The 24,422-nt window shown below is 57.7% G+C and carries 15 protein-coding genes, 1 tRNA gene and 4 pseudogenes; 15 read left to right on the top strand and 5 right to left on the bottom strand.

Features of this window, described 5'->3' with window-relative positions; genetic code table 11:
- Positions 1 to 241 precede the first annotated feature (241 nt).
- Positions 242 to 961, bottom strand: coding sequence for an IS6 family transposase (locus tag FAZ95_RS36025; protein ID WP_137337775.1), 720 nt, complete (start codon positions 959 to 961; stop codon positions 242 to 244).
- Positions 962 to 2,379: 1,418 nt separating this feature from the next.
- Between FAZ95_RS36025 and FAZ95_RS36020 the strand changes: the two genes are divergently transcribed.
- Positions 2,380 to 2,838 carry a hypothetical protein gene (locus FAZ95_RS36020; RefSeq protein WP_137337124.1) on the top strand — a complete coding sequence of 153 codons (459 nt, stop codon included), beginning with the start codon at positions 2,380 to 2,382 and terminating at the stop codon, positions 2,836 to 2,838.
- 231 nt (positions 2,839 to 3,069) lie between these two features.
- Here FAZ95_RS36020 and FAZ95_RS40760 read toward each other — a convergent pair.
- A pseudogene (locus FAZ95_RS40760) lies at positions 3,070 to 3,159 on the bottom strand (DNA mismatch repair protein MutT); the annotation flags it as partial.
- 147 nt (positions 3,160 to 3,306) lie between these two features.
- The gene (locus FAZ95_RS36010; RefSeq protein WP_175425847.1) at positions 3,307 to 4,797 is read right to left on the bottom strand and encodes an AAA family ATPase; all 1,491 of its coding nucleotides are present in this window, start codon (positions 4,795 to 4,797) and stop codon (positions 3,307 to 3,309) included.
- 1,686 nt (positions 4,798 to 6,483) lie between these two features.
- Here FAZ95_RS36010 and FAZ95_RS36005 point away from each other — a divergent pair.
- The 9 genes and pseudogenes from FAZ95_RS36005 to FAZ95_RS35965 form a co-directional block, all read left to right on the top strand.
- Positions 6,484 to 7,164, top strand: a pseudogene (locus FAZ95_RS36005) (tyrosine-type recombinase/integrase); the annotation flags it as partial.
- A gap of 14 nt (positions 7,165 to 7,178) precedes the next feature.
- Positions 7,179 to 7,245: transfer RNA gene (locus FAZ95_RS39660), tRNA-Leu, on the top strand.
- A 570-nt stretch (positions 7,246 to 7,815) separates the two neighbouring features.
- Positions 7,816 to 8,406: pseudogene (locus FAZ95_RS36000) on the top strand (HAD-IC family P-type ATPase); the annotation flags it as partial.
- Positions 8,407 to 8,927: 521 nt separating this feature from the next.
- Positions 8,928 to 10,616: a methyl-accepting chemotaxis protein gene (locus FAZ95_RS40610; protein ID WP_137337121.1), complete on the top strand. Its 1,689-nt coding sequence runs from the start codon at positions 8,928 to 8,930 to the stop codon at positions 10,614 to 10,616.
- Between the two features lie 789 nt (positions 10,617 to 11,405).
- Complete coding sequence (locus tag FAZ95_RS35985) at positions 11,406 to 11,690, top strand: hypothetical protein (protein ID WP_137337119.1); 285 nt, start codon at positions 11,406 to 11,408, stop codon at positions 11,688 to 11,690.
- 292 nt (positions 11,691 to 11,982) lie between these two features.
- A complete protein-coding gene (locus FAZ95_RS35980; RefSeq protein WP_137337118.1) occupies positions 11,983 to 14,421 on the top strand; it encodes a heavy metal translocating P-type ATPase in 2,439 nt (812 codons plus the stop codon).
- Between the two features lie 2 nt (positions 14,422 to 14,423).
- Positions 14,424 to 14,891, top strand: a complete 468-nt coding sequence (cueR, locus tag FAZ95_RS35975) for a Cu(I)-responsive transcriptional regulator (RefSeq protein ID WP_137337117.1) — start codon at positions 14,424 to 14,426, stop codon at positions 14,889 to 14,891.
- A gap of 139 nt (positions 14,892 to 15,030) precedes the next feature.
- Positions 15,031 to 16,557 carry a GMC oxidoreductase gene (locus tag FAZ95_RS35970; protein ID WP_137337116.1) on the top strand — a complete coding sequence of 509 codons (1,527 nt, stop codon included), beginning with the start codon at positions 15,031 to 15,033 and terminating at the stop codon, positions 16,555 to 16,557.
- A gap of 446 nt (positions 16,558 to 17,003) precedes the next feature.
- Positions 17,004 to 18,140: a branched-chain amino acid ABC transporter substrate-binding protein gene (locus tag FAZ95_RS35965; RefSeq protein ID WP_137337774.1), complete on the top strand. Its 1,137-nt coding sequence runs from the start codon at positions 17,004 to 17,006 to the stop codon at positions 18,138 to 18,140.
- Between the two features lie 105 nt (positions 18,141 to 18,245).
- On the opposite strand, the gene FAZ95_RS35960 is transcribed toward FAZ95_RS35965, so the two are convergent.
- A complete protein-coding gene (locus FAZ95_RS35960) occupies positions 18,246 to 18,722 on the bottom strand; it encodes an Lrp/AsnC family transcriptional regulator (protein ID WP_137337115.1) in 477 nt (158 codons plus the stop codon).
- A 180-nt stretch (positions 18,723 to 18,902) separates the two neighbouring features.
- Here FAZ95_RS35960 and FAZ95_RS35955 point away from each other — a divergent pair, with 180 nt between their 5' ends.
- From FAZ95_RS35955 to FAZ95_RS35945, 3 genes and pseudogenes are all read left to right on the top strand, one after another.
- Positions 18,903 to 20,132, top strand: a complete 1,230-nt coding sequence (locus FAZ95_RS35955; protein WP_137337114.1) for a diaminopropionate ammonia-lyase — start codon at positions 18,903 to 18,905, stop codon at positions 20,130 to 20,132.
- Positions 20,133 to 20,165: 33 nt separating this feature from the next.
- Positions 20,166 to 21,329, top strand: coding sequence for a M20 aminoacylase family protein (locus FAZ95_RS35950; protein WP_137337113.1), 1,164 nt, complete (start codon positions 20,166 to 20,168; stop codon positions 21,327 to 21,329).
- Positions 21,330 to 21,396: 67 nt separating this feature from the next.
- Positions 21,397 to 21,916: pseudogene (locus tag FAZ95_RS35945) on the top strand (M20/M25/M40 family metallo-hydrolase); the annotation flags it as partial.
- 170 nt (positions 21,917 to 22,086) lie between these two features.
- On the opposite strand, the gene tehA reads toward FAZ95_RS35945, so the two are convergent.
- Complete coding sequence (gene tehA, locus FAZ95_RS35940; protein WP_254700140.1) at positions 22,087 to 23,058, bottom strand: dicarboxylate transporter/tellurite-resistance protein TehA; 972 nt, start codon at positions 23,056 to 23,058, stop codon at positions 22,087 to 22,089.
- 475 nt (positions 23,059 to 23,533) lie between these two features.
- Between tehA and FAZ95_RS35935 the strand changes: the two genes are divergently transcribed.
- Both FAZ95_RS35935 and copM read left to right on the top strand, forming a co-directional pair.
- The gene (locus FAZ95_RS35935; protein ID WP_137337112.1) at positions 23,534 to 23,791 is read left to right on the top strand and encodes a heavy-metal-associated domain-containing protein; all 258 of its coding nucleotides are present in this window, start codon (positions 23,534 to 23,536) and stop codon (positions 23,789 to 23,791) included.
- 148 nt (positions 23,792 to 23,939) lie between these two features.
- On the top strand, positions 23,940 to 24,332 hold the full coding sequence (gene copM, locus FAZ95_RS35930; RefSeq protein WP_137337111.1) for a CopM family metallochaperone: 393 nt from the start codon (positions 23,940 to 23,942) through the stop codon (positions 24,330 to 24,332).
- Positions 24,333 to 24,422 lie beyond the last annotated feature (90 nt).

Below are 24,422 nucleotides of genomic sequence, written 5' to 3'. Positions count from 1 at the left end.
TGGAAGTGGCCTCGAAAGTGAAGAGATCCGAAGGCCGAGCCCGCAACCGTGAGGGCGAAGGCGGCATGGGTAGCCGAAATCTGACCGATACGGCTATTCCACTTCGGCGCGGTGGAAGCGACGGCACGATGGCAAGGACATGCTGAGCAACTGGAGAAGCCCTCCTCGCCCCAGCGAGAAATCGGGTTGTGTCGCGATAAGGAAAGTGTGACGAGCAAGTGTCCGAGATTAAGAGGACTGCTTATATCGCAAGAGAATAGAATTGTTCGGCTGCAGTCGCAGCGACGTCATCACCACGCATCTGCCCCTTGCGGATAATGTGCATGATTTCGATGCCGGACAAGATAATGCGCGCGCAGCGGAAATCCTTGAAGCCCATCATGGGTTTGATGACGCGTTTGACGGCGCGATGGTCCTGCTCCACGATGTTATTCAGGTACTTGTTCTGGCGAACCTTGATCGGTGTCGAACGTTTGGCGTTGAGCGCTTCGAGCGCGGCCAGATTGGCGCCGCTCTTGTCCACGGGAATTGTTTCGGGCTCGCCGTTGCGGTCAATGGCCTTCTCGAAGTAGCGGCGCGCAGCGGCCTTGTCACGATGGGCCCGCAGCAGGAAATCGACCGTGTTGCCTGCCTTGTCGACAGCACGGTATAAATATTTCCACTGGCCCTTGACCTTGACGTAGGTCTCGTCAACGCGCCAGCTCTTGTCCACCGGCTGCTTGCGGCGGTGAAATGCCCTGTCCAGCAGCGGCACAAGCTTGATGACCCAGCGGTGCACGCTCGAATGATCCACCTTGATGCCGCGCTCGGCCATCATCTCTTCGAGGTTACGCAGGCTCAGCGAACACGCCACGTACCACCGCACACACACCAGGATCACATCCAGCGGATAGTGCAGTCGCTTCAGTACCTTGCCAATGCCAGCAGGCAGTGTCTTGCCTAGTGTGTTCTTCTTTGCCATCTCGCTCGTCATGCGTTACGGTCCGACCGATTCTACCTGACCGCCTTGATGCGACAGAGCGGAAAAATCTGTTGGGTCGTCGAACGTACGTATGACTGCATCATAACCGCCGGCTAAGTATTCGCTTGGAATGTCGCACCGACAATTGCGGTGTCTCACGGTGAGACGGCGGATTTTTGTATGTCATTGATTTCAAATCAAAACCCGTGCCAACTCACACACCTAATTCCATAAGTCGTGCGCATCCGGCTCGAGCCGCGCCAGTTTGCCACCCACCTTTTGGGGGGCACCCATGTTCCCAGTTCGCCTCACCTGCACTGCCGGTTACAAATGGATTTCTGACCCGCGGGCTATTTGTCGTTCCGACCACACGACGGCTGGTTCAGGCCTACGCGTCAGCTCCACCGCCAGCCCGTCAGCGCGCCGCCCTCGAATTCGCCCCGATGCGGATGAAAATTGCCGGCCGTCGGCATGGTCAAACAATGTGATCAGCTTGCCCACTCGCCCACAACTGCTCGAGCAATGCGGAAACCCTCTGGGCATCGCTTCTCCTGCTCATTCTCCTTAGTGAAGCCTGGCATTCGCATCGCCCGGCGTGCTATCGCTGCGCGAAAGTGTTGCATTCCGAACTTTCAATGCGGGGCGACACAGACCCGAATGTTGATGAAAAAGCCGTGTTTTTCCACGCCTCAGCCGCTTGCTTAGGCGGTATTGTGATTCTCGCTGACCACTTATTGCGGTCGGAATAATCTCAATCAACCGAAAAGGTAAAACATGCGCAAGAAGAAAGTATTCGCCTCGCCAGAGGACGCTGCTTACGCTCAACACGTTGCATACCGTGCGGAGACGCAGCCCAATAAGGGCATCTTCCTTATGTTCCACGAACGGCGATTCGCGGTAAGCATTTCGCCCGAACTTAGGGAACCGTGTCATTTCGCTGAGCAAACGCGAATTGCGGGAGCTGCGCAGTTACATCAAGTACCATTTCTTAATGAATTGACTTGGACGACGGTCGGGCCATATCCAAACATCCATCGTTCGAACGACTCAGAAAATACGTGAGTAGTTCTACATGGCTGCAAGAATGACTCGAACGTCAAACTTAATGTCATCACCGCTTTGGAGCTGATCGCCGTTTGGAGTTTGACCTTGCTCCTGTTCGACGTATCCCCTTATCGGAATGTCCGTAGGATGAACGGCACGGACGTCATTTGTATCGTTCCCTGAAGTTGCCCCCACGCAAGATTTCTTTGCAACCTAGATTTATCTTCAAGTGGCTAGGGAAGAATCTCGACTCTGTAATATTTTGTTACATTTTCGTTGGCCGTACAAACTGAATTTCGCCAGATTTGAGCCGATTGTGCTCTTGAGCAGCCACCCGCAGCTCAAATTCCAACTCTCTTTCAAGGAAGCTCAACATGAACAGCAAAATATCCTCGCATATCCGCGGACTGCTTTTCAAAGTCATCACCAACTGTTCAGACCTAGAGATCGTAGAGATTGCTGCTGATGAGAAGGGAATTGCCGTATTTCCCCGCGCTGATGCAGCATTCGTCGACTCCGCCTTCATTGACGGCCGTTGGACAGATCGTTTATTTCAAGAAGATTGGGTGCGGCGCTATGGTCCCGGAGCTCTTGCACACGCGTTCGGCGATGCCGGTGAGGATCTGGAGGCTCTTGCACTTAGTCCCGCGCATGATGACGAGACGTACAATTCTGCCCTCGAGGAAAAGATGGCTGACGCCCAATGGCTCAGCGATACGGCGACGCGGTGTCGCGCGTCCATGCTCTCACCGGGCGATCTTGAGCGTTCGGTCGATAGCGTGGTGGATTTTTGGATGGCGACGCTCGAGGAACAGGAAAACAACACCCTTTAACTCGACACTGGGCCGCTAGGCGATTCAGCAAATCGGCGGCGCCAGGCTGCTTAGTATCGAGAGCCAAAGGTTCCTGCGCTGGCCGCTAGTCGACTATTTGTAGGCGCTTAACGTCGACGCAAACGACTGCCTTGTTGACCAGTAATTCGACTAGCCCGAGTGTGAATCATTGAATTCCTTTCTGCGTCCGACGAGCCGAACGGCCCGTCGGACAAGCGAGATCTCTCACGCCCGCTGCAGCCATGGCAGCGTAATCGGCTCCGGCAGCAGGACGGCCAGCAGGGACGTGTATTCAACCTTGCTACGTAGTCGCTCAAACGCCATAGCTGCCAGGTCTACGCGGCCGAGTGCCAATTCAGGAATAGGCGCCTCGACAGTGACTGTCTTGTATTCCAAGAGCGCAGTTGATCTAGTGGCCGAAGCAGTCCTACGCAGAGGGCTAAACGTCCGACCGGCACCCGGTGTTAACTAGGCATCGGCTATCCGATCGTCAAGCACAGACCTCGCAGCGGCCACGACGTCCGCTGACCTAATTTCGGCCACGTTCTCGCGGATCGCACGGGTGGCTGCCCTGTTCACGCTTTCGGCGATTACGGCGTCCGCGTCCGCAATCGAGCGTCCGGCGAGTACGACCATGCATTGGCGCAGAATGTCTCGCTCCAGCGAATATTGACCGTTCGCGATTCGCCACAAGGTCGCGCTGACATAGCGCTCCATGTCCGCACGTTCGGGCACGTCGAACCGGACCTTTTCACTGAACCGTCCGCCGCGCACGGCCGCAGGATCCATCCGGTCTTGATGATTTGTGGCCGCAATGAAAATCACGTCCCGGATGCGACCGCTGGCGCCATCTAGTGTCGTGAGAATCCTATTGGTCAACGTTGCGACGTTTGAGTACCGTCGGTCCGTGAGGATGTCGTCCGCCTCGTCAAGGAACACGATTGCCGGCCGGATGTCGCTCGCTTCTCGAACGAGACGTTCCCATGAATCCGGTCGCGCGATGAGATCTGCACCGGTGGTCTTGAGGAATGCATAGCCGGACGCCTTCGCGAGCGCCATTGCGGCCTGTGTCTTGCCGGTCCCTGGTGGTCCGTAGAAGAGCAGACCCCGCGGCAGGCTACCGCCCATCTGCTCAAGGCGATGGACCTTCTTCATTCGATACGCCAAGTCGCGCAGCACGTTGCGGGAAGCCATGGGCATGATGATGTCGTCCACTGCCTTGACCATTTCGGGCAACCGACCGCGGCGCCCCTGAAGCAAACGCATCGCTTGCATGGCGACGTCGAACGTAACCAGGCCGCTGAACTGACCGTCGCGATGCATCTCGCGCAGTTGGCCGCCAAGCGCGCTCAATCGTGATGCGCTGAATCCGTCCCACCGACTGGCCAGGGCTTCTGCGGTGGCGCGGGCGACCGTTTTAGGACCCAGATTTTTGCAGATGGAGTGGCCAATCAGGTTGACGCGCGCTTTCAGGTCGGGTGGCGGAATTTCGATCTTATAGTCGAAACGTCCCTCGCGGATGCCAGCGGTATCGAGCTGCTCGATGAAGTTGGTCGCCGCCACTAGGATCACCGTCGATCCGCGAAGGTTGACTATTTCCGTAAGCATTGTATTGACCACGTCTCGATCCATCGAGTGGACGTTGGCGCCGCCATCGCGGGGCTTCAGGAACGAGTCGATTTCGTCGATAAAAAGCACGCAGGCGCCCGTCTCGCTTGCCGTGCGGAAAACAGCCTTGATTTTTTCCGGAGTGTCATTGATCCATTTCGATGCGGTGTCACCGAAAGCGATTTGCAGGAAAGGTAGTGCGAGCTCGCCGGCGAGTGCTTCCGCAAAGAGCGTCTTGCCATTACCTGGCTCGCCGAAGAGGAGAATGCCATTGCGTGGCTCAACGTTCCCATCGTCGTCCATGAGAACGTCGTGCGCCGCGCGCAGAAGTCGCTGCTTGGTGTCCGCCATCCCTACCACGTGCTTGAACGTTCGCCGCGGCTGACGGATGTTGCTGCTAAAGTCGTGCTCTGATTGCGTCGGGGGCGCCGGCCGACGCGGTGGTTTAACCGCTACCGACCGGGCGCGGACAGTCGCGCGAACGTTCGGCTCGTCTGTAACTCTCGGAGTAGCGCGAGGGACTGCGACCATAGCCATCGGTTCCACCGTGACGGGCGGAGCCGGTGTCGTCCGCTCAACTACTTGAATAGGTGAGGGGCGCTTAACGACAGCTGGTTCCGCGCGCGCAATCTTTGCATCGACCGGCACCCAGGCACGGGACCCGTCGATGATGAGTTTTCCTGACGTGCGGAACGAGCGATACAGCTTCTGAAGTGCGGAAAGATTCATTTGGGCCTCGAATGCAAGTTGCAGACGGAGCGACGTGTGTCGCGCTTGACTTCTGACGTCCAGTTTCTCGCGCGAGACCGCTAACGCAAGTTAGCCGATACAGTCACGTCATGTGGTGCGTCCATACCGGGATGGCCCAGCGGCGGCGATAAAAGCCACGTGCTCCGCGAGGGCGATATCGCGGTGCCCGCACTGGCACGTGGCGCTCCACGCGCTGGCGTCCACGAAGTCGTTTCACGTGCTCGCGAAGCTCGCTGCGGGCGTCTCGGCGCTTCCAAGCCACAGGGCGTGCGATCCGGTCGTTCAGTCGGCGCAGGAGCTGCTCAGCGGAGACGAAGCGGCGTATTTTCATCTCAAGTCCTCCGGTTTTTGTGGATTGGGCCGAGGCACATCGCGGCCCGCAGATTTATTTGCAGCGCTGCCTGATCCACCGGACCAGCAAAATCAGAGGCTGGATGCAGTCAAGGAAGAAGTCGCGGCACTCGTCTACAAAGACCTTCCAGAGCGGGAGGTGGTCCATTCTTTTTTCTCCGTTGTTAGAAAGCGGGCAGGGCGGCTCAGATCGCGTGTCTGGCAGGAGCAGGTGCCGAGCGGACGGGACTACCAGACTGTCAGCTCTGCACGCTCGTCTTGTCGCTGCGATTTGAATAGCAGCGACGGGACCAGGCTCTCACGGGATTGGGCAAACGCAAGTCAACGTCTCGGGTGTCGGAATCCCCGACAGGATTGCCATGAGTCGAGTAGGGGCTGCGTTTCCACTGGAGGCAGCCTGATAGTGCTGCGAGGTTGGAACTGCGGGTCTCGAGTTCGTCGGGCTCGTCAGCCTGGTCTTAAACGTCTTCTGCGCACCGCTTGCCGATCGTCGGTAGCATTCGCACAGCACCGTGTTCCGACGCCGGATTTCTTGCGGATCGAGATTTCACACGCGGTACAGTTCTTCAAGAGCGACTGGCACCCGAGTGCCGCTTGCGCTTCTTGCTGCACGGCCCGAGAAGCGGCCGTGCGTGCTTCCTCGATTGTTTTGTGAGCGTTGTGGAAGCAAACGCCGTCCATTGACGTTAAGGTTGGGATGGACGGCGGCCGAAGTGTCGCCGACGCAGGGGCGCCATCCAAACCTGTAGTTCGGGGAGGAATCCGGGGAAGAATTGGGGAATCACAGGGGAATCGAATATTGGTTTTTCACGTTAAATCAATGACTTGAATCCCCTTGGTTACCCCTTGTTACCCCTATATTTGGGTTCGAAACCCACCGGGCCCACCATCTCTTGTTCCGCTAAGTTCCAAGGCGATCCGCCTAGATCTCCCAATACTGCTGACCTGCGCGGAGCCCTTCCGCCGGCCCAAGTGCGGCATTTTGCGGCCATTACTGATCCCAGAGAGGTTGGGGAACTGCTGCGTGCCATTGATAGTTACACGGGGACGCTACCGGTTTCCTGCGCTCTGCGGCTTGCGCCGCTGCTATTCCAACGCCCTGGCGAGATGCGCGGCGCTGAATGGCCCGAGTTCGATCTAGATCGCGCGATATGGCAAATACCTGCCGAGCGCTTGAAGCGCACCAAGCAAGGGAAAGCGAGTGGTGGCGCGCACATCGTTCCTTTGCCGTGTCAGGCGGTGGCCATTCTGCGCGAATTGGAGCCGCTTACGAGCAACTGCAACGGTCGGTTCGTGTTTCCTAGCGTGAGCACCAAGGACCGCCCTATGTCGGACAACACCATCAATGCCGCGTTACGTCGCCAGGGATACGACCGCGACATAAGGACTAGCCACGGTTAGGGCGATGGCACGGACGATTCTGGCGGAAGAACTCGCGACACCGGCGGAGATCATCGAAACGCAACTCGCACATGCAATCAAAGACCCTCTCGGCCGGGCAAATAACCGCGCCACTTTTCTTAGAGAGCGGCGTGAATGATGCAGCGCTGGGCTGACTGCCTCGATCAGCTAAAGGCTGGGGCGAAGGTTGTGCCATTTGCTACAGCAAGCACTTGAGACGCTCCCTGCGCCGGTGTGACGGCAAACTTCTGCATGGGGTGCAGGTGGTCGGAGGTTCAAATCCTCTCGCCCCGACCAGGAAACTCAAGGACTTACGGTGAAAGCCGTAAGTCCTTTTTATTTGGCGGCTGATTTTTGCCCTCACGTTTGCCCCCACAAGTTCGATGGCTTTTGTGGGAACAAAAATGGTCGCTGGAGGAGAGATCCCGGTCGTGCCCTACGGCGGCCCCATTTCGCGATGGTCGGGTGCTGCTGGCTACCACAAGCCGGGCGACAGGCAGCCCCGCGCGCAACGCGCAGCACGCAGCACACGAGAACTGTGCCGAGCAGTGGACAAGCGAGGAGCGACTTGTTGCGGCTGCCGCGCGTAAGATGCGCCGCGGCGGCTTCCAGGGTTGGTCGTATTCAACGGCAGCAACTCGCTGCGGCAGTCAACGGCAATACGTGTGTCAAGCCCGTTCGGATATATCTCCTCGCAGTGCGAGACAGTCATGCGCCGAGAAGATCGTGTAACAGGGATTTATTTAATTCGTAGTACAGAATGAGTTGAATTTCCGCGAGTCAACGTTGATCGCCAAGTGGCATCGTCGACTGTGGCTTCTTCTCCAGTCAGAGCGCCGGCTTTCCTTCTACCTCAGGGGTAACCGGGCTCGTGTGCTGGGGCTGTCGGCCTTTGGCGACATGGTCAAGCCCACGTCGTACGCCACCGTCGCGCGGCTGCGCGAGCTGCGCATTCGGACAGTGATGCTGACGGGTGACAACCAGGGCAGTGCCAATGCCGTGGCGCGCGAGCTTGGCATCGATGAAGTTCGCGCGGAATTGCTCCCGGGCGACAAGGCAGCCATCGTGCAAGAACTGCGCAACGACGGCAACGTCGTGGCGATGGTCGGCGACGGATTGAACGATGCGCCCTCCCTGGTGGCGGCCGACGTTGGTCTGTCGATGTCGAGGGGCACAGATGTCGCGATGGAGGCGGCGGGAATCACACTGATGCGTGGCGATCCACGCCTTGTGGCGGATTCGTTCGACGTCTCGCGTCGTACGTACGCGAAAATCAAACAGGAGCTGTTCTGGGCATTTGCATACAACGTGCTGGGCATTCCACTGGCAGCCTTGGGCATGCTGAACCCGGTCATCGCTGGTGCGGTCGTGGCATTCAGCAGCGTGAACGTCGTCACCAATGCGCTGTACTTCGCCGCTGCCGCGGCGACCGACGTTAGCTCGATCCAAGTAGCCTGATCGCTAAGATCGGCGAAGCGGCCTTGAATCGGAGATCTCGTAGCGATAAAGATTTTCTTTCCAATTTTGATATTTTATCTCGTTTGCCGCACGCGGGAAATCGCCGAAGAATGTAGTCAATGGCTAAGTCCGACTGTATCTGTGAGCTATGGTCGGCAACAGGCCCATCGAATCTCGAGATGGACGGATAGTTTCTTTCCCCTTCAGTTCGCGATGGTCGGTGACGGACTGAACGATGAGCCGTCCGCCAACGTTGCCGACAGGTTGTTGGAATCGCTCCAATGCTGCGGAGTTTGACGACGGGGGGTAAGAAAAGACTCTTGATATTTAATGGAGCCGTTATTTGAAACTTAATTGCGATTATCCATCTCGCCGCATCTCGTGCATTAAATATTTTTCCGTGGACTAACCTCGAAAATCGATCGTGCCTAGCCTTTTTGTTTTTAGGGATTCCCGAGTATGAACCTAGGGGAGGTGAGCGCCCATGCTGCCTCCCTTTCTTCTATTTTTAGAGCGAGGACATGCCCAAAAAACTGACGGTTGCCCAACAGCTGGGTGGTGCTTTCATCATCCTGGGTTTGGGTTTGGTAGCCAGCATCGCTTTATCCCTCTTCAGACTCTCCTCTCTCAAGGCAGAGATGGATATTTTGACCAAGGATCGTGTGCCGAAAATTCTGTTGGTCAAAGCCGTTCAGGATGAAGCCAACGAGGCGTCGACTGCATTTCACAATGTACTACTGGCGCCGGAGAAGGACGCGGCCAGGGAACTGAGCGTGTTTGAAGCCTCGCGTGATCGCGTGACCGAGAACTTCAATCGTTTAAATACCGCTATGAATGCGGGCAGGGAGTCGGACGAAGGCCGCGCTTTGTTCCGGGCTGCGATCGAGGCCAGAAAGCCCTACGCAGCCGGCATTTACAGACTGTTCGGCTTGGTGAAGGACGGTCGAAGGGATGAGGCGGTCACGCTGCTTTTCACAGACGTTCGCAGGGATAAGCGCAACTTCTTTGCGGCCCTGAACCAGGTGACCCACTATCAGACCCAACTGATCGACCAAGCAGTGGCCGAAACCGAAGAGGCCTACCAGCGGACCCTGTGGACAATGACCATGGCCGCAGTCGTTTTACTTACAGTTGCGGCTACCGCGGCGGCGTTGACCATCCGCAGAATCCGCAGTCAGCTAGGCGGTGAACCGGACGTGGCTGCAGAGATCGCCCATGCGATCGCTGCTGGCGACCTTACCCGTCCCGTTCCTGTTCGATCCGGGGATATGCAGAGCTTGCTATCCGCGATGTTAAGTATGACGAATAGTTTGACACGGATGACGGGCGACGTTCGAGCAACGACCGAAAGTGTCGCGATTGCGGCGAGCGAAATCGCGAGCGGCAACACCGACCTATCAGCACGCACTGAAGAGCAGGCAGCATCTCTCGAAGAAACGGCGGCCAGCATGTCACAGTTGACCGAAACGGTGAAGCAGAACGCCGATAACGCGCGGCAGGCGAGCGCGCTCGCTACGCGCGCGACGTCTATGGCGAATACCAACAACGATGCGGTTCAGGGTTTGGTTGGCATGATCGAGAGAATTAACAAGAGCTCGACAAAGATTGCGGAAATCACGGGTGTCATCGAAAGCATCGCGTTTCAGACAAACATTCTGGCTCTGAACGCCGCAGTGGAAGCGGCGCGCGCGGGCGAACACGGGCGCGGCTTCGCGGTGGTGGCGAGCGAAGTGCGCAGCCTGGCGCAACGCTCGGCTGAAGCAGCGAGGGAGATCAAGGAATTGATTGGTACCTCCGTGTCGTTGATTCAGGACGGTGCGAAACATGCAGGCAGTGTGGGCGCAACGATCGGCGAGGTGAAGCATGCGATCAAGCAGGTTTCGGACATCGTCGGCGAGATCGCGGCGGCTTCGGAGGAGCAGAGCCGCGGCGTCGAGCAGGTCAGCCAAGCGGTCATACAGATGGATGAGGTAACGCAGAAGAACGCAGCGCTGGTCGAGCAGGCCGCCGCCGCGGCTCAGTCGCTCGAAGAGCAGGCGATCAAGCTCAAAGACGCCGTGTCGGTGTTCAAGGTGGCAGACCCAGACTCGGCCGAAGCGCACACAATCATTCCGCAAGGCAGGTCACGCGTTGCCGCTTCGGCGTTAAGCAAAGTCATTCAGCCGACTGACCTCATCATGGACCGATCACGTTCTGCCATCGATCAATAGCCACATATTGAGCAAAGTTTATGACCCTCCGGCCTCGGAAAGGCGGTTTTGATAGTAGGTCGTTAATGCCATGCAATGTAAGACTTTTAAAGATCAGGAGCGTTCAGATGCAATCGGACCCTGCAACTGACTGTTCACTTACGCAGCAACAACTGTTAATGCGGATGATGGACGAATTCGAACTGACGCAAGAGCAGCTCGGGGCACGCTTATGTGTTACGGTCCGCGCGCTGGACCGATGGCTGTTACCTCCGGATCATCCAGATGCAAGGGCGATGCCCGAATCTGGAAAAGCATATGTGCGGGACCTTCTGGAGGAGCACGTTGTGGACTTTGCGCGAGTTGCTGCGCCGGCGCCGCCACGGGATTGATCCGTAGCTGGCGAATGGAAGCGATCGGCCGCAGTCTACTGGATTCCGGCTTAGGCGATGATATAAATGCCAGAATCAACGCATCGAGTGTTACCCATAGTTCGTTGCTGATTTTTCGCCTTGCCGAGAAATCGCGGATACGGCGGCCATGGTCCGGTGTCTAAATTGTGTTAGCAAAACTAATATTTAACTTCTGCAATTCAGCTCTGCTGCGCGACAAGATAAGAGCGAAACATAGTCATGAGTTGCCTTTCTGCCTCGTCGATCGTGGCGCGGGGCATAACCGGTTCGCAAAAGCCGGTACCGTTCCGTAAATCACCGCCGTCATATATCCCCGACGGGGCTTCCACCATCCAGCGCATGCAGACCTGGTCCACCGGAAGATGTCGGCCACGAGTCACCACCTACGCGCCTAGTAATGATCGAGTCGAGTAACGCGGATTCGAAAGAGCTTCTGGAAGCAATTGCGGATGCCGGTTACACACCAGTGCGAGTCAAGGAAGAGAAGACCCGACCATCTGTTCTGCGGCTACAGGCAATGAGATTTGCTTTCTTGAACCGTCGCACGCTCGAGCTTGTCGGCGAAATCGCGCCACTGCTGGCGCCACGTGAAAGCTTTTCTTTCAGTAGAGGAAACTTTATCTCGTTTGTCGACGGAATCGATGCATATAAGAATCAAGCCAAGGTTCAATATCTGCGTTAGCCAAGGTTGATGGTGAACTTGGCACGGTTTTCCACGAGCTTCAGCGCTTTGGTAATCGAGTTGGAACAGTGCCCGCAGGTCGTGCATTTAACTTCGAATGCAATCCTGAATATCTTCCGCTGGATTGTCGACGACACGCAGGGACGATCAGTCTTCCCATCGTGGAAACGTCGATAGTCCTCTTGGACGTGCATAACGCGATCGGGATTTACGTCGTGATCCGCTTGACGTTCCCACGATGGCAAGGATCAAGCTATTGGCGTATCAGAAGGCCAACTGAACAGATATCCCCATGAGCACGACCTTTGCACCGACGGTACCCCTAGAGTTCAAGCTCCCCATCGAAGGTATGACCTGTGCGACCTGCGCCCTGCGAGTTGAGAAGGCGCTACAGGCGCTGCCAGGCGTAGAAAGCACAGTAGTGAACCTCGCGACGGAGGAAGCCAGCGTCCGAACCTCCGCTGGCGTGGGTGCCGAAGCGCTTGCCGACGCTGTCCGCAAGGCCGGCTATGAAGTCCGCTCCCACCAGATCGAGCTTGAGATCAAAGGGATGACCTGTGCGTCATGTGTGGGCCGTGTGGAAAAGGCGCTGCTGAAAGTTCCTGGCGTGTTGGGCGCATCGGTGAACCTGGCGACCGAAAAGGTTACCGTCACGGCACTTGCCGGCGTGTCGTTCGCGGTGCTGGCAGTAGCCATCGACAAAGCTGGTTACGCTGCCGGTGTGGCCGGGGCAACGTCCACTGCATCGGCAGCAACGAGTCTTCCGCAATGGTGGCCGGTGTTCGTCGGCACCTTGCTGACGCTTCCGTTGGTGCTACCGATGCTCCTGCGGTTGTTCGGCGTTGAGTGGGAGTTAGAAGGCTGGGTCCAACTGGCGCTGGCGACGCCGGTGCAGTTCTGGCTTGGCGCGCGTTTCTACCGCGCTGGTTGGAAGGCGGTGAAAGCCCGGAGCGGCAATATGGACCTACTGGTCGCGCTGGGCACGAGTGCGGCGTACGGGCTTTCGGCCTACCTTTTGTGGAAGTACGACGGTCGCGGTATGCCGCGTCTGTATTTTGAGGCTTCGGCAGCGGTCGTCACGTTGGTATTGCTCGGCAAATGGCTCGAATCCCGTGCTAAGCGGCAGACCGCGGATGCAATCCGCGCGCTAAATGCCCTACGGCCAACTATCGCGCGAGTCTTGGTGGACAACGTCGAAGTGTCTACACCTGTCGAACAGGTCGTGGTGGGAGACATCGTAGTCGTTCGTCCTGGAGAGCGGATTCCGGTGGATGGCGATGTCATCTACGGCCGTAGTCACGTCAACGAGTCGCTCATCACCGGCGAAAGTCTTCCGGTGGCCAAGGCAGAGGGCAACAAGGTGACCGGCGGCTCGGTCAACGAGGAAGGTCTGCTGGGGATCCGCACGATGGCGATCGGTGCCGAGACAACGCTCGCTAGGATCATCCGCATGGTGGAGTCGGCGCAGGCGGCGAAGGCTCCTATCCAGCGCATCGTTGACAGGGTGAGCGCCATCTTCGTCCCCGCAGTTCTCGCCGTTGCACTGTTGACCTTCGGTGGCTGGCTTCTGTACAGCGGCGATGGGGAGCAGGCCGTGATCAGTGCGGTGGCGGTGCTCGTCATTGCCTGCCCGTGCGCGCTGGGACTCGCCACGCCAACGGCGATCATGGCCGGCACCGGCGTAGCCGCACGCCAGGGCATCCTGATCAAGGATGCCGAAGCGCTTGAAGTGGCGCACTTGGTCACTGTCGTGGCCTTCGACAAGACGGGCACGCTGACCGAAGGCAAACCGTCGCTCGTCGCGATCGAAGTGGCCGACGGCGGCGATCGGCATGACCTCCTGCAGCTTGCAGCTGCGCTGCAGAAAACCAGTGACCATCCGCTCGCGCATGCGGTGATGGAGAGGGTCGGGAATCAACGCCTTGCTGTGCCGCCGGCGCACGAGGCGCTGGCGTTGCCTGGCCGCGGAGTGCAGGCCATCGTGCGTGGCCGGCACCTTCTGCTCGGCAGTACGCGGTTGATGAACGAGGCGGGGGCGGACCCGGGCGTGCTGCTGACTATGGCCGAGCAGCTCGAGGCCGAGGGGAGAACCATCTCCTGGCTGCTGGAACGGAACGAAAATCAGGCTCGCATGCTAGGGCTTCTGGCCTTTGGCGACACAGTCAAGCCCGCTTCCTACGCCGCCATCGAGCGGCTGCACGAACTGGGCATCCGGACGGTGATGCTGACGGGCGACAATCAGGGCAGCGCCCGTGCCGTGGCACGGGTACTCGGCATCGACGAAGTCCGCGCGGAGTTGCTCCCGGGCGACAAGGCCGCCATCGTGCAAGAACTGCGCAACGAGGGCAACGTCGTGGCGATGGTCGGCGACGGATTGAACGATGCGCCCTCCCTGGTGGCGGCGGACGTTGGCCTGTCGATGTCGACGGGCACAGATGTCGCGATGGAGGCGGCGGGCATCACACTGATGCGTGGCGATCCACGCCTTGTGGCGGATTCGTTCGACGTCTCGCGTCGTACGTACGCGAAAATCAAACAGGGCCTGTTCTGGGCATTTGCATACAACGTGCTGGGCGTTCCACTCGCAGCCTTGGGCATGCTGAGTCCGGTCATCGCTGGCGCGGCCATGGCCTTCAGCAGCGTGAGCGTTGTCACCAATGCGCTGATGCTGCGCCGCTGGCGGGGCGCGGCGATCAGCGCTAGCGCAGCACGCCCGATTCAAGGATCTTGACCATGAACATCGGCGAAGCAGCTTCAGCTTCTGGCGTCTCAGCGAAAATGATTCGACACTATGAAGGCGTCGGGCTGCTGCCGCCTGCGAGCCGCACGAGCACTGGCTATCGGCAATACAACGACAAAGACGTGGGTAGGCTGCTATTTATCCGCCACAGCCGGGACCTTGGTTTCTCGCTGGAGCAGATCGGCGAACTGCTTGACCTGTGGCAAAACCGCGGTCGCTCTAGCCGGCAGGTCAAGGCACTTGCCCAGGCGCACATCGCGGAGCTAGGCGAAAAACTCGAGGAACTCCAGGAGATGAGAGGCGCGCTTGAATCGCTAGTGCACTGTTGCAATGGCGATGATCGGCCCGACTGCCCAATCATCGAATCGCTCGCATCGGAAGCGGCCGTGCGAAGCCGTGCCACCACCACGCACGCCCCTCAAAAAGAGAGCCCAGCCAAGCGTCGACAGTTCGCCCGGTAACCCAGATTCTTCATGAATCGGAGTGACTTCGGACGAGGATGGCGAGCAAGAATTTTTGTGTGCGCGGAAATTTTATCCTGCTGACAGAACCGGTTTTAGTGCGAGCGCACGTCCAGAATAATGAGAGATAGGTGTGGCCATGAAAGATCAAGTGGAAATTTTGGTAATAGGAAGTGGTTTTGGCGGCTCCGTTGCGGCGAAGCGCCTTTCGGAAGCGGGGCGGGATGTATTGATGCTGGAGCGCGGCCCGTGGAGAGATACAGTTCCAATTCGATCTGTGGGAATTGAGGATGTGGCGCCTCTCCCGCAAGGGCGAAAAGCTTTTACTTATGGCTTGCGATCCGTCAGATCCCATCTTTTTAAAGGCGAGATGGTCCTCAATAAAAAAGGATTTGTAGAGGCATATCTCGGCGATGGTGTAAATGTGATTTGCTCTTCAAATGTAGGGGGAGGTAGCCATATATATGCCGCTGTGCTGGGTAGGCCATTCAGTACAAATTACTGGGATGGCCGTCATCCGGAAATTTCTCAAAAGCACATGGATAAATATTATGACGAAATCCTTGCGCTGCTCAATGCGCGGCCCGTATCGCATCATGACATGATTCCAAACGGCCTTGATCAAACCAACTACAACGGTGAACTATCGAATGCAGGGCTGAGGAATTCGCCTGTTGGAATTTTACTCCCTGAAAAGCCTGGTCAGGCTGTAAAAGTGGCGGATCGGCATGGGGTTGAAAGATGGGAGTGCGACATGCGGAATAATAGCTTCTTGGGATCCCCGTCCGGTGCCAAAACGACTCTGGATTTCACTTGCATTTGGCCGGCAATGCAACATGGCTTAATTGTTCGCGACTTGTGCGAAGTGAAATCAATTCACAAATTGAGAAAGGAAGGTGGGGGCAAAATGCGATATGAGGTTCGTTATCGCAACCATCGAAGCGGGCAGGATGAACGTGTGCGTGCGGAACACGTTGTCCTGGCTGCAGGCGGTTTGAATACGGTTCGTTTGCTATTGAGAAGCCGAGACGTTGAGCATGGATTGGACGGAATGCCGCGGTTGGGTTGTCGGTTTGGCACGAATGGAGGTTATTTTGGATTTTGGAAAGAAAATAGTTCGAGAGATCTTACTGCGGGGACGCCGCTTTGTGGGCCTTTCAGATCGCGAAATTCGAAGAGCAAGTCTGCCCTGATGCTTCGTGCAAGTATCCAGGGCTTGGACGACATACCGATTCCAATGCTGATAAAGAGGTGGTTACGTAAAAACTCGTGCATGGTTGCCTTTGGTGGTGATGGTAGCAATGGATCCATGACAATGGAGCACGGTAAGTTCAAGGTGCGATACAGGAAAAATGAGAACAGTGTTTACATGGAAATCGCCGAGGAAATAAAAAGTATAGAAACGGCAACTCATACAAAGGTTTATTCCCTTGGCGCTCCCGTAACGGTTCAGCCAATCGGAGGGGTCTGTTTGGGTACGTCGAATCTGAATGGTGTGGTTGGTGCAAATGGGGAGGTCTTTGATAATCTAGGGCTATACGTGGCAGACGCCTCCGCGCTCCCGGAGTCTCCCGGAGCACCGCCGAGTCTCTCAATAGCTGCATGGTCAGCTAATGTCGCCGACAGGCTACTGGAAACACTAGGTTGCTACGGTGTCCAACCGTGAGGGCAGCCTAAGAAAGCAGCCGCTGCGCTGTGCAGAATCTTTACTTCGTATAACAAACGGCAGTCTGGTCTGCCTCAGTGATGCGTAGCCTTCCTGTAAAGCGAAGTTGTGGCCGTCATCGCACCGTGACCGATGCAGCCTCATGCCGGGCCAGACGTGATGTTCTACCTGTACAGGCATAGCGAGCACAAGGCTACGCCCGGCGATCACGAATCGAGCGCGCGGGGTTTGGCGCTAGGCAGCTATACACATGGATCCATAGCACCTTGCAAAAAACTATCGAAAATCGTCCATTTTTCGATCGGTATTTGCAGTCGGTCCTGCATTACCGATATTGGCTACAGCCACGCGCGAATACGATGTTGTCAGGCTTGCGCAATTTGCAAGGCCTTGCCTGGGGGAGTTTTCCGCCCCGGATTTCCAGCCAACTCATCGTGCGTACCGCCATGCAAATTTCTCGACTATTGGTAGGCTTCTCGTTCCTGACGCTCGCGATGCAGCCCCTCGCGGCTCACGCAGATCTCACGGTAAAAATTGGGCAGGTCTCTCCGCTAACGGGCGAACTGGCCCATATCGGTAAGGATGACGAAGATGGTGTGCGGCTTGCCATCGAGGAATTGAATAGCAAGAAGCTCCGCATTGGTGGACAGTCCGTCACATTCGTTCTGGATTCACAGGACGATGCCGCGGACCCACGGACGGCAGTCACTATGGCGCAGAAGTTGGTCGACGACCATGTGGCAGGAGTTGTCGGACACGCAAATTCAGGAACATCCATTCCGGCGTCAAAGATTTATTCGGACGCAGGCATTCCGATGATCACCGAGTCGGCAACGAATCCGTTGCTTACGGAGCAGGGATTCAAGAACGTCTTTCGAATGGTTGCCAATGACGTAAGGCAGGGCTCGGTCATCGGTACCTATCTGGTGCATGACCTCAAAGCCCGCAAGGTAGCGATCGTCGATGACCGCACCGCCTATGGCCAAGGCCTCGCCGACCAAATCGACAAGGCCGTCAAGGCAGCCGGCGGAACCGTGGTCGCGCGCGAATACGGCACCGACAAGACGACTGACTGGAAAGCCGTTCTGACGACCATCAAGAGCCGTCAACCGGACGCCATCGCGTTCACGGGTGGCGATACGCAAGCCGCGGCGTTTGTCCAGCAGATGCAAAGACTCGGCCTGACCGCCACGTTCATCGCAGGCGACGAGTCATGCACGCCTCAGTTCATCAGCCTTGCCGGCTCTTCGATGAACAACAACATTTACTGCACGCTGGCGGGCGTTCCGCCTGCGGATATGCCGCAGGGTCCGGCGTTCTTCAAGCGCTTTCAGCAGCGGTTTGGCGCGGAGGTCCAGCTTTACGCGCCCTATGCCTACGATGCTGTGATGGCGATGGCAGCCGCCATGCAGTCCGCGGACTCGACGGACCCGAAGATCTACCTGCCCAAGCTCCAGGCCGTGAGCGTGGATGGCGTAACGGGGTCGATCAGGTTTGACGAGAAGGGCGATATCCGCAACGGGGCGATTACTGTTCGGCAGTATGGTCAGGGCGTCTGGAAGGACAAGACGGTTGTCCGGTAGCGCAGACAGCAGCTTCGTGCGAATGTCGTCGTCATGTCTCGAGCGCGGCACTGCGTGAGCAGTCGGCCAGACTTGAAGCCGTCTCGCTTCCCACGTACAACATTGTCATTCGTCGAGGTCGACCGGCACACCCAGGCCGACCTTGACACGGTCCATGCTGACCAGCGTCTTGAAGCGCTTCACGTTGTTGTTCGAAAAGAAGAGCTGGCGCGTGAGCTCGTTGTACTGATCCATATCCTTCACCGTCAGGACGAGTGCAAAGTCCCACTCCCCGGCAAGGTAGTAACACTGCTGAACCAGGGCGCACTGCGCAAAGGTGCGTTTCATTGCGTCGAGTTGATCGATCTGCTCGCTTTCCACCTCAACCATGGTGATGATCGTCAGGCTATAACCAACTTTCTCAGGTGCGACGATCGCAGCGTAGCGGTCAATGACGCCAAGTTCCGCCATACGGCGCAGCCGTCGATTCACTGCGGCCGTGGACAAATTGACGCGCACACCCAGTTCGTTTTGAGGGGTGTGGGCATCGCGTTGGACTTCCGCCAGGAGCTTCCGATCGAAGCTATCTAGTTCCGGATGCATGGTTATCGCAAACTCCCGCCAGAAAGATATTTTTTTGCAGATTGACTGCGAAATCAGGGATCAAATTGATGCAATCGCGCAATATTATTTTGCTCGACAAGGATTGCTGAGACAAGCGATTCGTTCAATGGATTGAATCTGCGGACGGGTATCCGTCCGCCTAACGGGAGCAACATCGACATGCTGATCGCCAACCCTCGATCTTGCCGTGCATCCTATCCAGAGGAATTGCGAGGCATCCTCAATATCAAGTCGGCGCACGAAAGCGGCGCCTGGCTATCTAGCTGGGACCAGATCAGCCGGTCCGCGACGCCGTTGTGGGACCTGCCGGATGCTGCGGCGAGGTTGGGCGTCGCTCAATTGAGCCTCAAGGATGAATCCTTCCGGTCACCGCTTGGAAGCTTCAAGGCACTTGGGGCGCCCATCGCGTTGATGCGTCTCATCATGCGCCAGTGGCACGCACACGGCATCGACCCGAAAGCACTGGTCACGGGGCAATACGCGCAGATGCTGTCGAATCTGACGGTCATCAGCGCGACCGATGGGAACCACGGGAAGTCCTTGGCGGCAGCGGCCCGGGCTATCGGGTGCTATTGCGTGATCGTGCTTCATGCGAATGTGAGCATCGAGCGCGAAGAGGCCATCGCTGCGTACGGCGCGGAGATCGTTCGTATCGACGGCAACTACGACGAGTCCGTCGAATATGCGGCCCGGCTGGCTGCGAAGAACGGCTGGCATGTCGTTTCGGACACCTCGTACGAAGGGTACGAAACGATTCCCCGCGACGTCATGCAAGGCTACGGGGTCATCCCGGCAGAAGTGCTCGCACAACTGAACGAGGAACATTCTCGCCCGGCTTTCACACATGTGTTTCTGCAAGGCGGGGTTGGTGGCTTGGCTGCCGGCGTCGCAAGCTATCTATGGGAGCACTACGGTGCCGAACGACCGACGTTCATCGTGGTCGAGCCGCAACAGGCCGATTGCCTATACCAGAGCGCGATCGCAGGGCGCGCCTCGAAGGCTACGGGGTCCGTCGATTCGATCATGGCCGGGCTCGCGTGTGGAGAGGCGTCCCCATTGGCATGGAAGATTCTCGAACAGTGCGTCGACTATTTCATGACGATCGACGACGAAGATGCTGTTGCGGCGATGTGCGCGCTCGCGAAGGGATCGGACCGGGACGCGCCGCTGGTAGTGGGCGAGTCGGGCGCCGCGGGATATGCGGGCCTCACGACAGTGATGAAAAGCCTTGAGCTAGCGCATGCCACCGGGCTGGGGCCGGATTCGCACGTGCTCGTGATCAACACTGAAGGGGCGACTGCGCCCTCCGTCTACCGACAACTGGTGGGCGAATCCGCTGAGGCGGTCATCGCCCGCCAAGGCGCATGGAAACAGCGTGTCGTTCAATAGGCAACGTAAACGGCAAACGGCGAGGAATGCACCATGGAACGCTCACTACAAGAGCAATTGACGAGTTGGCGTCACCGGCTCCATCAGGATCCGGAAACGGGATTCGAGGAGGTGCGGACGTCGGACTACATCGCGAACATTCTGAAGACGCTCGGGATGGAGGTCCATCGCGGTATCGGCGGGACCGGGCTTGTCGCAAACTTGAAGATCGGCGACGGAACCCGGGCGATCGGGCTGCGAGCCGATATGGACGCGCTGAATATTGCCGAACGCGCGCCCGGACGGCCATATGCGTCCTGCACTCCGGGGAAAATGCATGCCTGTGGCCACGATGGGCATATGGCGATGATTCTCGGGGCGGCCCGCCTGCTTGCCGAGCAACGCAATTTCAACGGTACGGTCCGATTCATTTTCCAGCCGGCGGAGGAGCACGGCCGTGGCGCGAAGGCGATGATGAAGGACGGCTTGTTCGAACGCTTTCCGGTGGAGGCGATCTTTGGCGCACACAACATGCCGGGCATGCCGGCTGGCAGCTTTTCGACGCGACCGGGCGGCATCATGGCCAGTGAAGACAATTTCGTCATTCGCATCAAGGCTCGAGGCACGCATGCCGCCCGTCCGCACATGGGCGTCGATCCAATCGTGATCGCATCGCAGATCGTGCTCGCACTGCAGACGATCATCTCGCGCAACCTCGATCCCAGCCTGCCGGCCGTGATCTCCTGCACGGAGATCATCACTGACGGATTGCGCAATGTGATCCCTTCCAATGTGACCATCAAGGGCGATACGCGCAGCTATTCGCCGGAAGTCCAGCAGCTTCTGGAGACCCGTATGCGCGAGGTGAGCGAGGGAATCTGCCGGATGCATGGTGTGGAATGCGAGTTCGAATACACGCACGAATTCGCACCGACGGTGAACACGCCGCAGTACGTCGAGGCCGCCGTTGCCGCTGCCACTTATGTCGCGGGCGCACAGAATGTCGATGCGAACGTTCAGCCGATGATGATTTCGGAAGACTTCGGTGCGTTTCTTCAGGTCGTACCGGGCAACTTCATCTTCATCGGGAATGGCGTCGCGAACGACGAAGGTGGTGTGCCCCTCCACAATGCGACCTACGATTTCAACGACGACATCTTGCTTACTGGCGCGAGATATTTCGCGGAGCTAGCTCGTCTCACCTTGCCGGCTGACTGAGACGACGGCATCTGCGGCGCCACCGCCCTTTGTCAACGGGCCTTTATCCCAAGCATCGAGAAAGCAAATGAATACTTCTCACGACCCGATACCGCCGCTGCGGCTGGACGCGGCGCTCATGATCGACCAGTTGCGCGAACTCGGGGAAATCGGCGTCGACGTCGAAGCGGGAGGCCGCACACGCATCGCACTGTCTGACGAGGAGCGAGCGGGGCGCGACCTCGTCGTCAAGTGGATGCGCGAGCTGGATCTCGATGTGCAAATTGATCGAATCGGCAACGTGTTCGGTACGCTGCGTTCGGCGTTCGGCGTCCGACGACGGCAGTCAGCGTCCGTTGATGATGGGCTCACACATCGATACGGTAACGAATGCCGGTGCGCTGGATGGATGCTATGGCGTGCTGGCGGCGCTTGCCGTGGTACGTGCGTTCCGGCGGGCGGGTGTCATACCGCAGCGATCGATCACAGTTGCCGCGTTCACGAACGAAGAGGGGATTCGGTATCAGCCAGATATGATGGGATCGCTCGTCTATGCGGGCGGGCTACCCGTCGATACGGCGCTGGACACGATAGGTGTCGATGGCACTTCCGGACTTGTTGACGCAGTTAAAGCGTCAGCCAAGCGGTTCGGCTTCACCCATCGGGGTTGCGGAAAATCAGCCTGCCGATGTCACATTCCGTCATAAAGGATCCGAGCAGAGCAGGCGCATAGGCGCCAGTAAAAAAGCACCAATCCAAACGTTGATATGCCCACGTGTTAGTCCTGCAGGGGAGGGGATAACCGCCGTGGCGACGACCACCCTGTGACGAGCAGGTGAACCGTACGTATGGCGAGGTATCCAATGAACAGGTTGGCGCCGACGAATACTGGCAGCGCTAGTACTTGCGCTGAACTGACGCCTGCCTGCGCTAACTTCAGACTGCAGACCGTCGCGGCGCCAACGCCGAACGTGTAGGCCCAATAGGCAGGGCTGAAGGGTTGCGCGCTCAGCCAGGTCCCGAGGCGTAGGCCAAGCGCTAGTTGAAAAAGACCGTAGCCCCATAGCATGAGCAGCCAGTGGTCAGGGCGGCCCGGAGACAACACCAACCAAGCCATGGCGCAAACGACGGGCGGGGAGAACTGAATGCCGATCAAGGGGCGTTGAGGCGGAGGTAACGCTGTCGAATGCCATAGTCGCTGTATGATCAGTGATTCGAGGGCCAACCATGAAAACAACCCAGCCCCGAGGAATGGCCAGCCCCAGTCGGGGCAGCCTAACGAACCAAGTGCCGCCGCGCTGAGGAAGTTGCCGCCAACGGTCGGCAAGTACAAGGTCGGTACCGCATCTATCGACTTCTTCCCGCCTTGCCATAGCGTGCCTGTGTGCCATAGGCCGAAGCCCACGTGCCACGCAATGCCTCCAATGGCCAGAAACCACGCCGCGGCAATCGAATATGGCAGGACTGCCATGGCGACAAGCAAGGTAGAAACTGCCATCAATGCCGGTGTACCGCCCTGGACAGGATGCAGAAACTCAGCTCGTACCACCTCGAAGTTCCGGATGGCTTGCCACGCGTAGCCGGTGATGAGGATGGTCCAGACCAGCCCGGCGAGCGCCATGACAGCTTCGCCTACCGACGGCGGCAGGTGCCATAGATGTGCCGCCGAGCGCCACGCTTGCCCGAGGCCGGTGAGGCCTAGAACTATCCCAAAGTACGACGCTGGAATTGTCGCCTGTCTTATGCGCATGACATGTATCCTCGACAATGCCCCCGCCTTCCAGCGCATGCAGATCCGGGCCACCGTATGAAGTCGCTCACGAATCACCACCTAATGCTGATATTGAACTTTGGCATGATTCTTCTATGCTCCGATCCCGTCGACAAACTAGATAAAGTGTCTTCTGTTGAGAGGAAATATTTAGCGCAACACTAACAGTGGCGCAAATGCTGTGCTCAGGGCGAGCATGCGACGATGCAAGGTGGCTAGTCTCATCGCTTGGAGCCGTAGCAACGCGTGGCCCGATCAGATGGCTGAGTTATCTCTCCATTTCGTTGGTCCTTCGACAGATATCAGCTTGATCCTTATCATCATTGGAAGGTCAAGCGGACCGCGAAGAAATTTCAGTTGAGTCACGATATTTCCAGCACACCTATTGACATTCCGATGGTGGGAAGGCCGATATTTGCAACGTCTCATCGACCAACCCGGTAGGAGAAGTCTCATGATTGCCTTTGAAGTTAATGACATGACCTGCGGCCACTGCGTCAGCACGATTACCAAGGCGCTGAAGTCTGTGGACAACCATGCGCGGTTCACCATCGACCAAACTAAGCGTCTGGTGACGATTGAATCGGCCGATGCCGATCCGAAGGCGCTTCAGGATGCCATTGAAGATGCCGGCTACACGCCCACGCGAGTCGAGGAAGGGACTATCGAGGCACCTGATCGGACGAAGAGTTGCTGCGGAGATAGGCAATGAAATCGCGTGTATGTTCAGACCGTCTGGCGATCCGTGGCTCCATGCCCAATCGATAGTCAAAAGCGTCCCGCGCGATAGCTCCGTCCGGACATCGCCTCGTTCCGACGAACGAGGCACGCAGATCATTCGTAAACCTGGAAAGACGAACATGAAGAAAGCGAAATTGGTTTCGCTGCTGTTTGCCTGCGCCTTAACTGGTGCGACTTTCGCCTCCGCAGCTCGTGCGGATGGCATGCAGGACATATCCGGTATGCAGATGGGCAGCACGCTCACGAACAAGGACGCATCGACCCATGCGTATAAGGATGCCGATGCGACGATGATGCGCGAAATGGACGCACCGCCGTATACCGGCAATGCCGACCGAGATTTCGTCGCGCACATGATTCCGCACCATCAGGGCGCAATCGACATGGCTGAGGTCGAGCTGAAGTACGGTAAGGATCCGGCAATCCGCAAGCTTGCGGCGGACATCGTCAAGGCGCAGCGTGGCGAAATCGCATTCATGAAACGCTGGCAGGCTACACACGGCAGCATGTGAATTTTGTGTGAGCGTGTCTCGATTGAGGCGCGCTCTTGCGTCAAACATGTAGGTATGCTTAGCGTTTTTCAAGGTCCATCAGCTTGGAGG

Origin of the sequence: Trinickia violacea, assembly GCF_005280735.1 — a bacterium.
Taxonomy (GTDB): domain Bacteria; phylum Pseudomonadota; class Gammaproteobacteria; order Burkholderiales; family Burkholderiaceae; genus Trinickia_A; species Trinickia_A violacea.
This window is presented reverse-complemented; position numbering and strand designations above follow the sequence as displayed.

Excerpts from the sequence above, each read along its gene's own strand:
- FAZ95_RS36025 (WP_137337775.1), bottom strand. The coding sequence starts at position 961 with ATGGCAAAGAAGAACACACTAGGCAAGACACTGCCTGCTGGCATTGGC.
- FAZ95_RS35935 (WP_137337112.1), top strand. The coding sequence starts at position 23,534 with ATGATTGCCTTTGAAGTTAATGACATGACCTGCGGCCACTGCGTCAGC.
- tehA (WP_254700140.1), bottom strand. The coding sequence starts at position 23,058 with ATGCGCATAAGACAGGCGACAATTCCAGCGTCGTACTTTGGGATAGTT.
- cueR (WP_137337117.1), top strand. The coding sequence starts at position 14,424 with ATGAACATCGGCGAAGCAGCTTCAGCTTCTGGCGTCTCAGCGAAAATG.
- FAZ95_RS35950 (WP_137337113.1), top strand. The coding sequence starts at position 20,166 with ATGGAACGCTCACTACAAGAGCAATTGACGAGTTGGCGTCACCGGCTC.
- FAZ95_RS35960 (WP_137337115.1), bottom strand. The coding sequence starts at position 18,722 with ATGCATCCGGAACTAGATAGCTTCGATCGGAAGCTCCTGGCGGAAGTC.
- FAZ95_RS35970 (WP_137337116.1), top strand. The coding sequence starts at position 15,031 with ATGAAAGATCAAGTGGAAATTTTGGTAATAGGAAGTGGTTTTGGCGGC.
- FAZ95_RS35980 (WP_137337118.1), top strand. The coding sequence starts at position 11,983 with ATGAGCACGACCTTTGCACCGACGGTACCCCTAGAGTTCAAGCTCCCC.
- copM (WP_137337111.1), top strand. The coding sequence starts at position 23,940 with ATGAAGAAAGCGAAATTGGTTTCGCTGCTGTTTGCCTGCGCCTTAACT.
- FAZ95_RS35965 (WP_137337774.1), top strand. The coding sequence starts at position 17,004 with ATGCAAATTTCTCGACTATTGGTAGGCTTCTCGTTCCTGACGCTCGCG.
- FAZ95_RS36010 (WP_175425847.1), bottom strand. The coding sequence starts at position 4,797 with ATGGCGGACACCAAGCAGCGACTTCTGCGCGCGGCGCACGACGTTCTC.
- FAZ95_RS35955 (WP_137337114.1), top strand. The coding sequence starts at position 18,903 with ATGCTGATCGCCAACCCTCGATCTTGCCGTGCATCCTATCCAGAGGAA.
- FAZ95_RS35985 (WP_137337119.1), top strand. The coding sequence starts at position 11,406 with ATGATCGAGTCGAGTAACGCGGATTCGAAAGAGCTTCTGGAAGCAATT.
- FAZ95_RS40610 (WP_137337121.1), top strand. The coding sequence starts at position 8,928 with ATGCCCAAAAAACTGACGGTTGCCCAACAGCTGGGTGGTGCTTTCATC.
- FAZ95_RS36020 (WP_137337124.1), top strand. The coding sequence starts at position 2,380 with ATGAACAGCAAAATATCCTCGCATATCCGCGGACTGCTTTTCAAAGTC.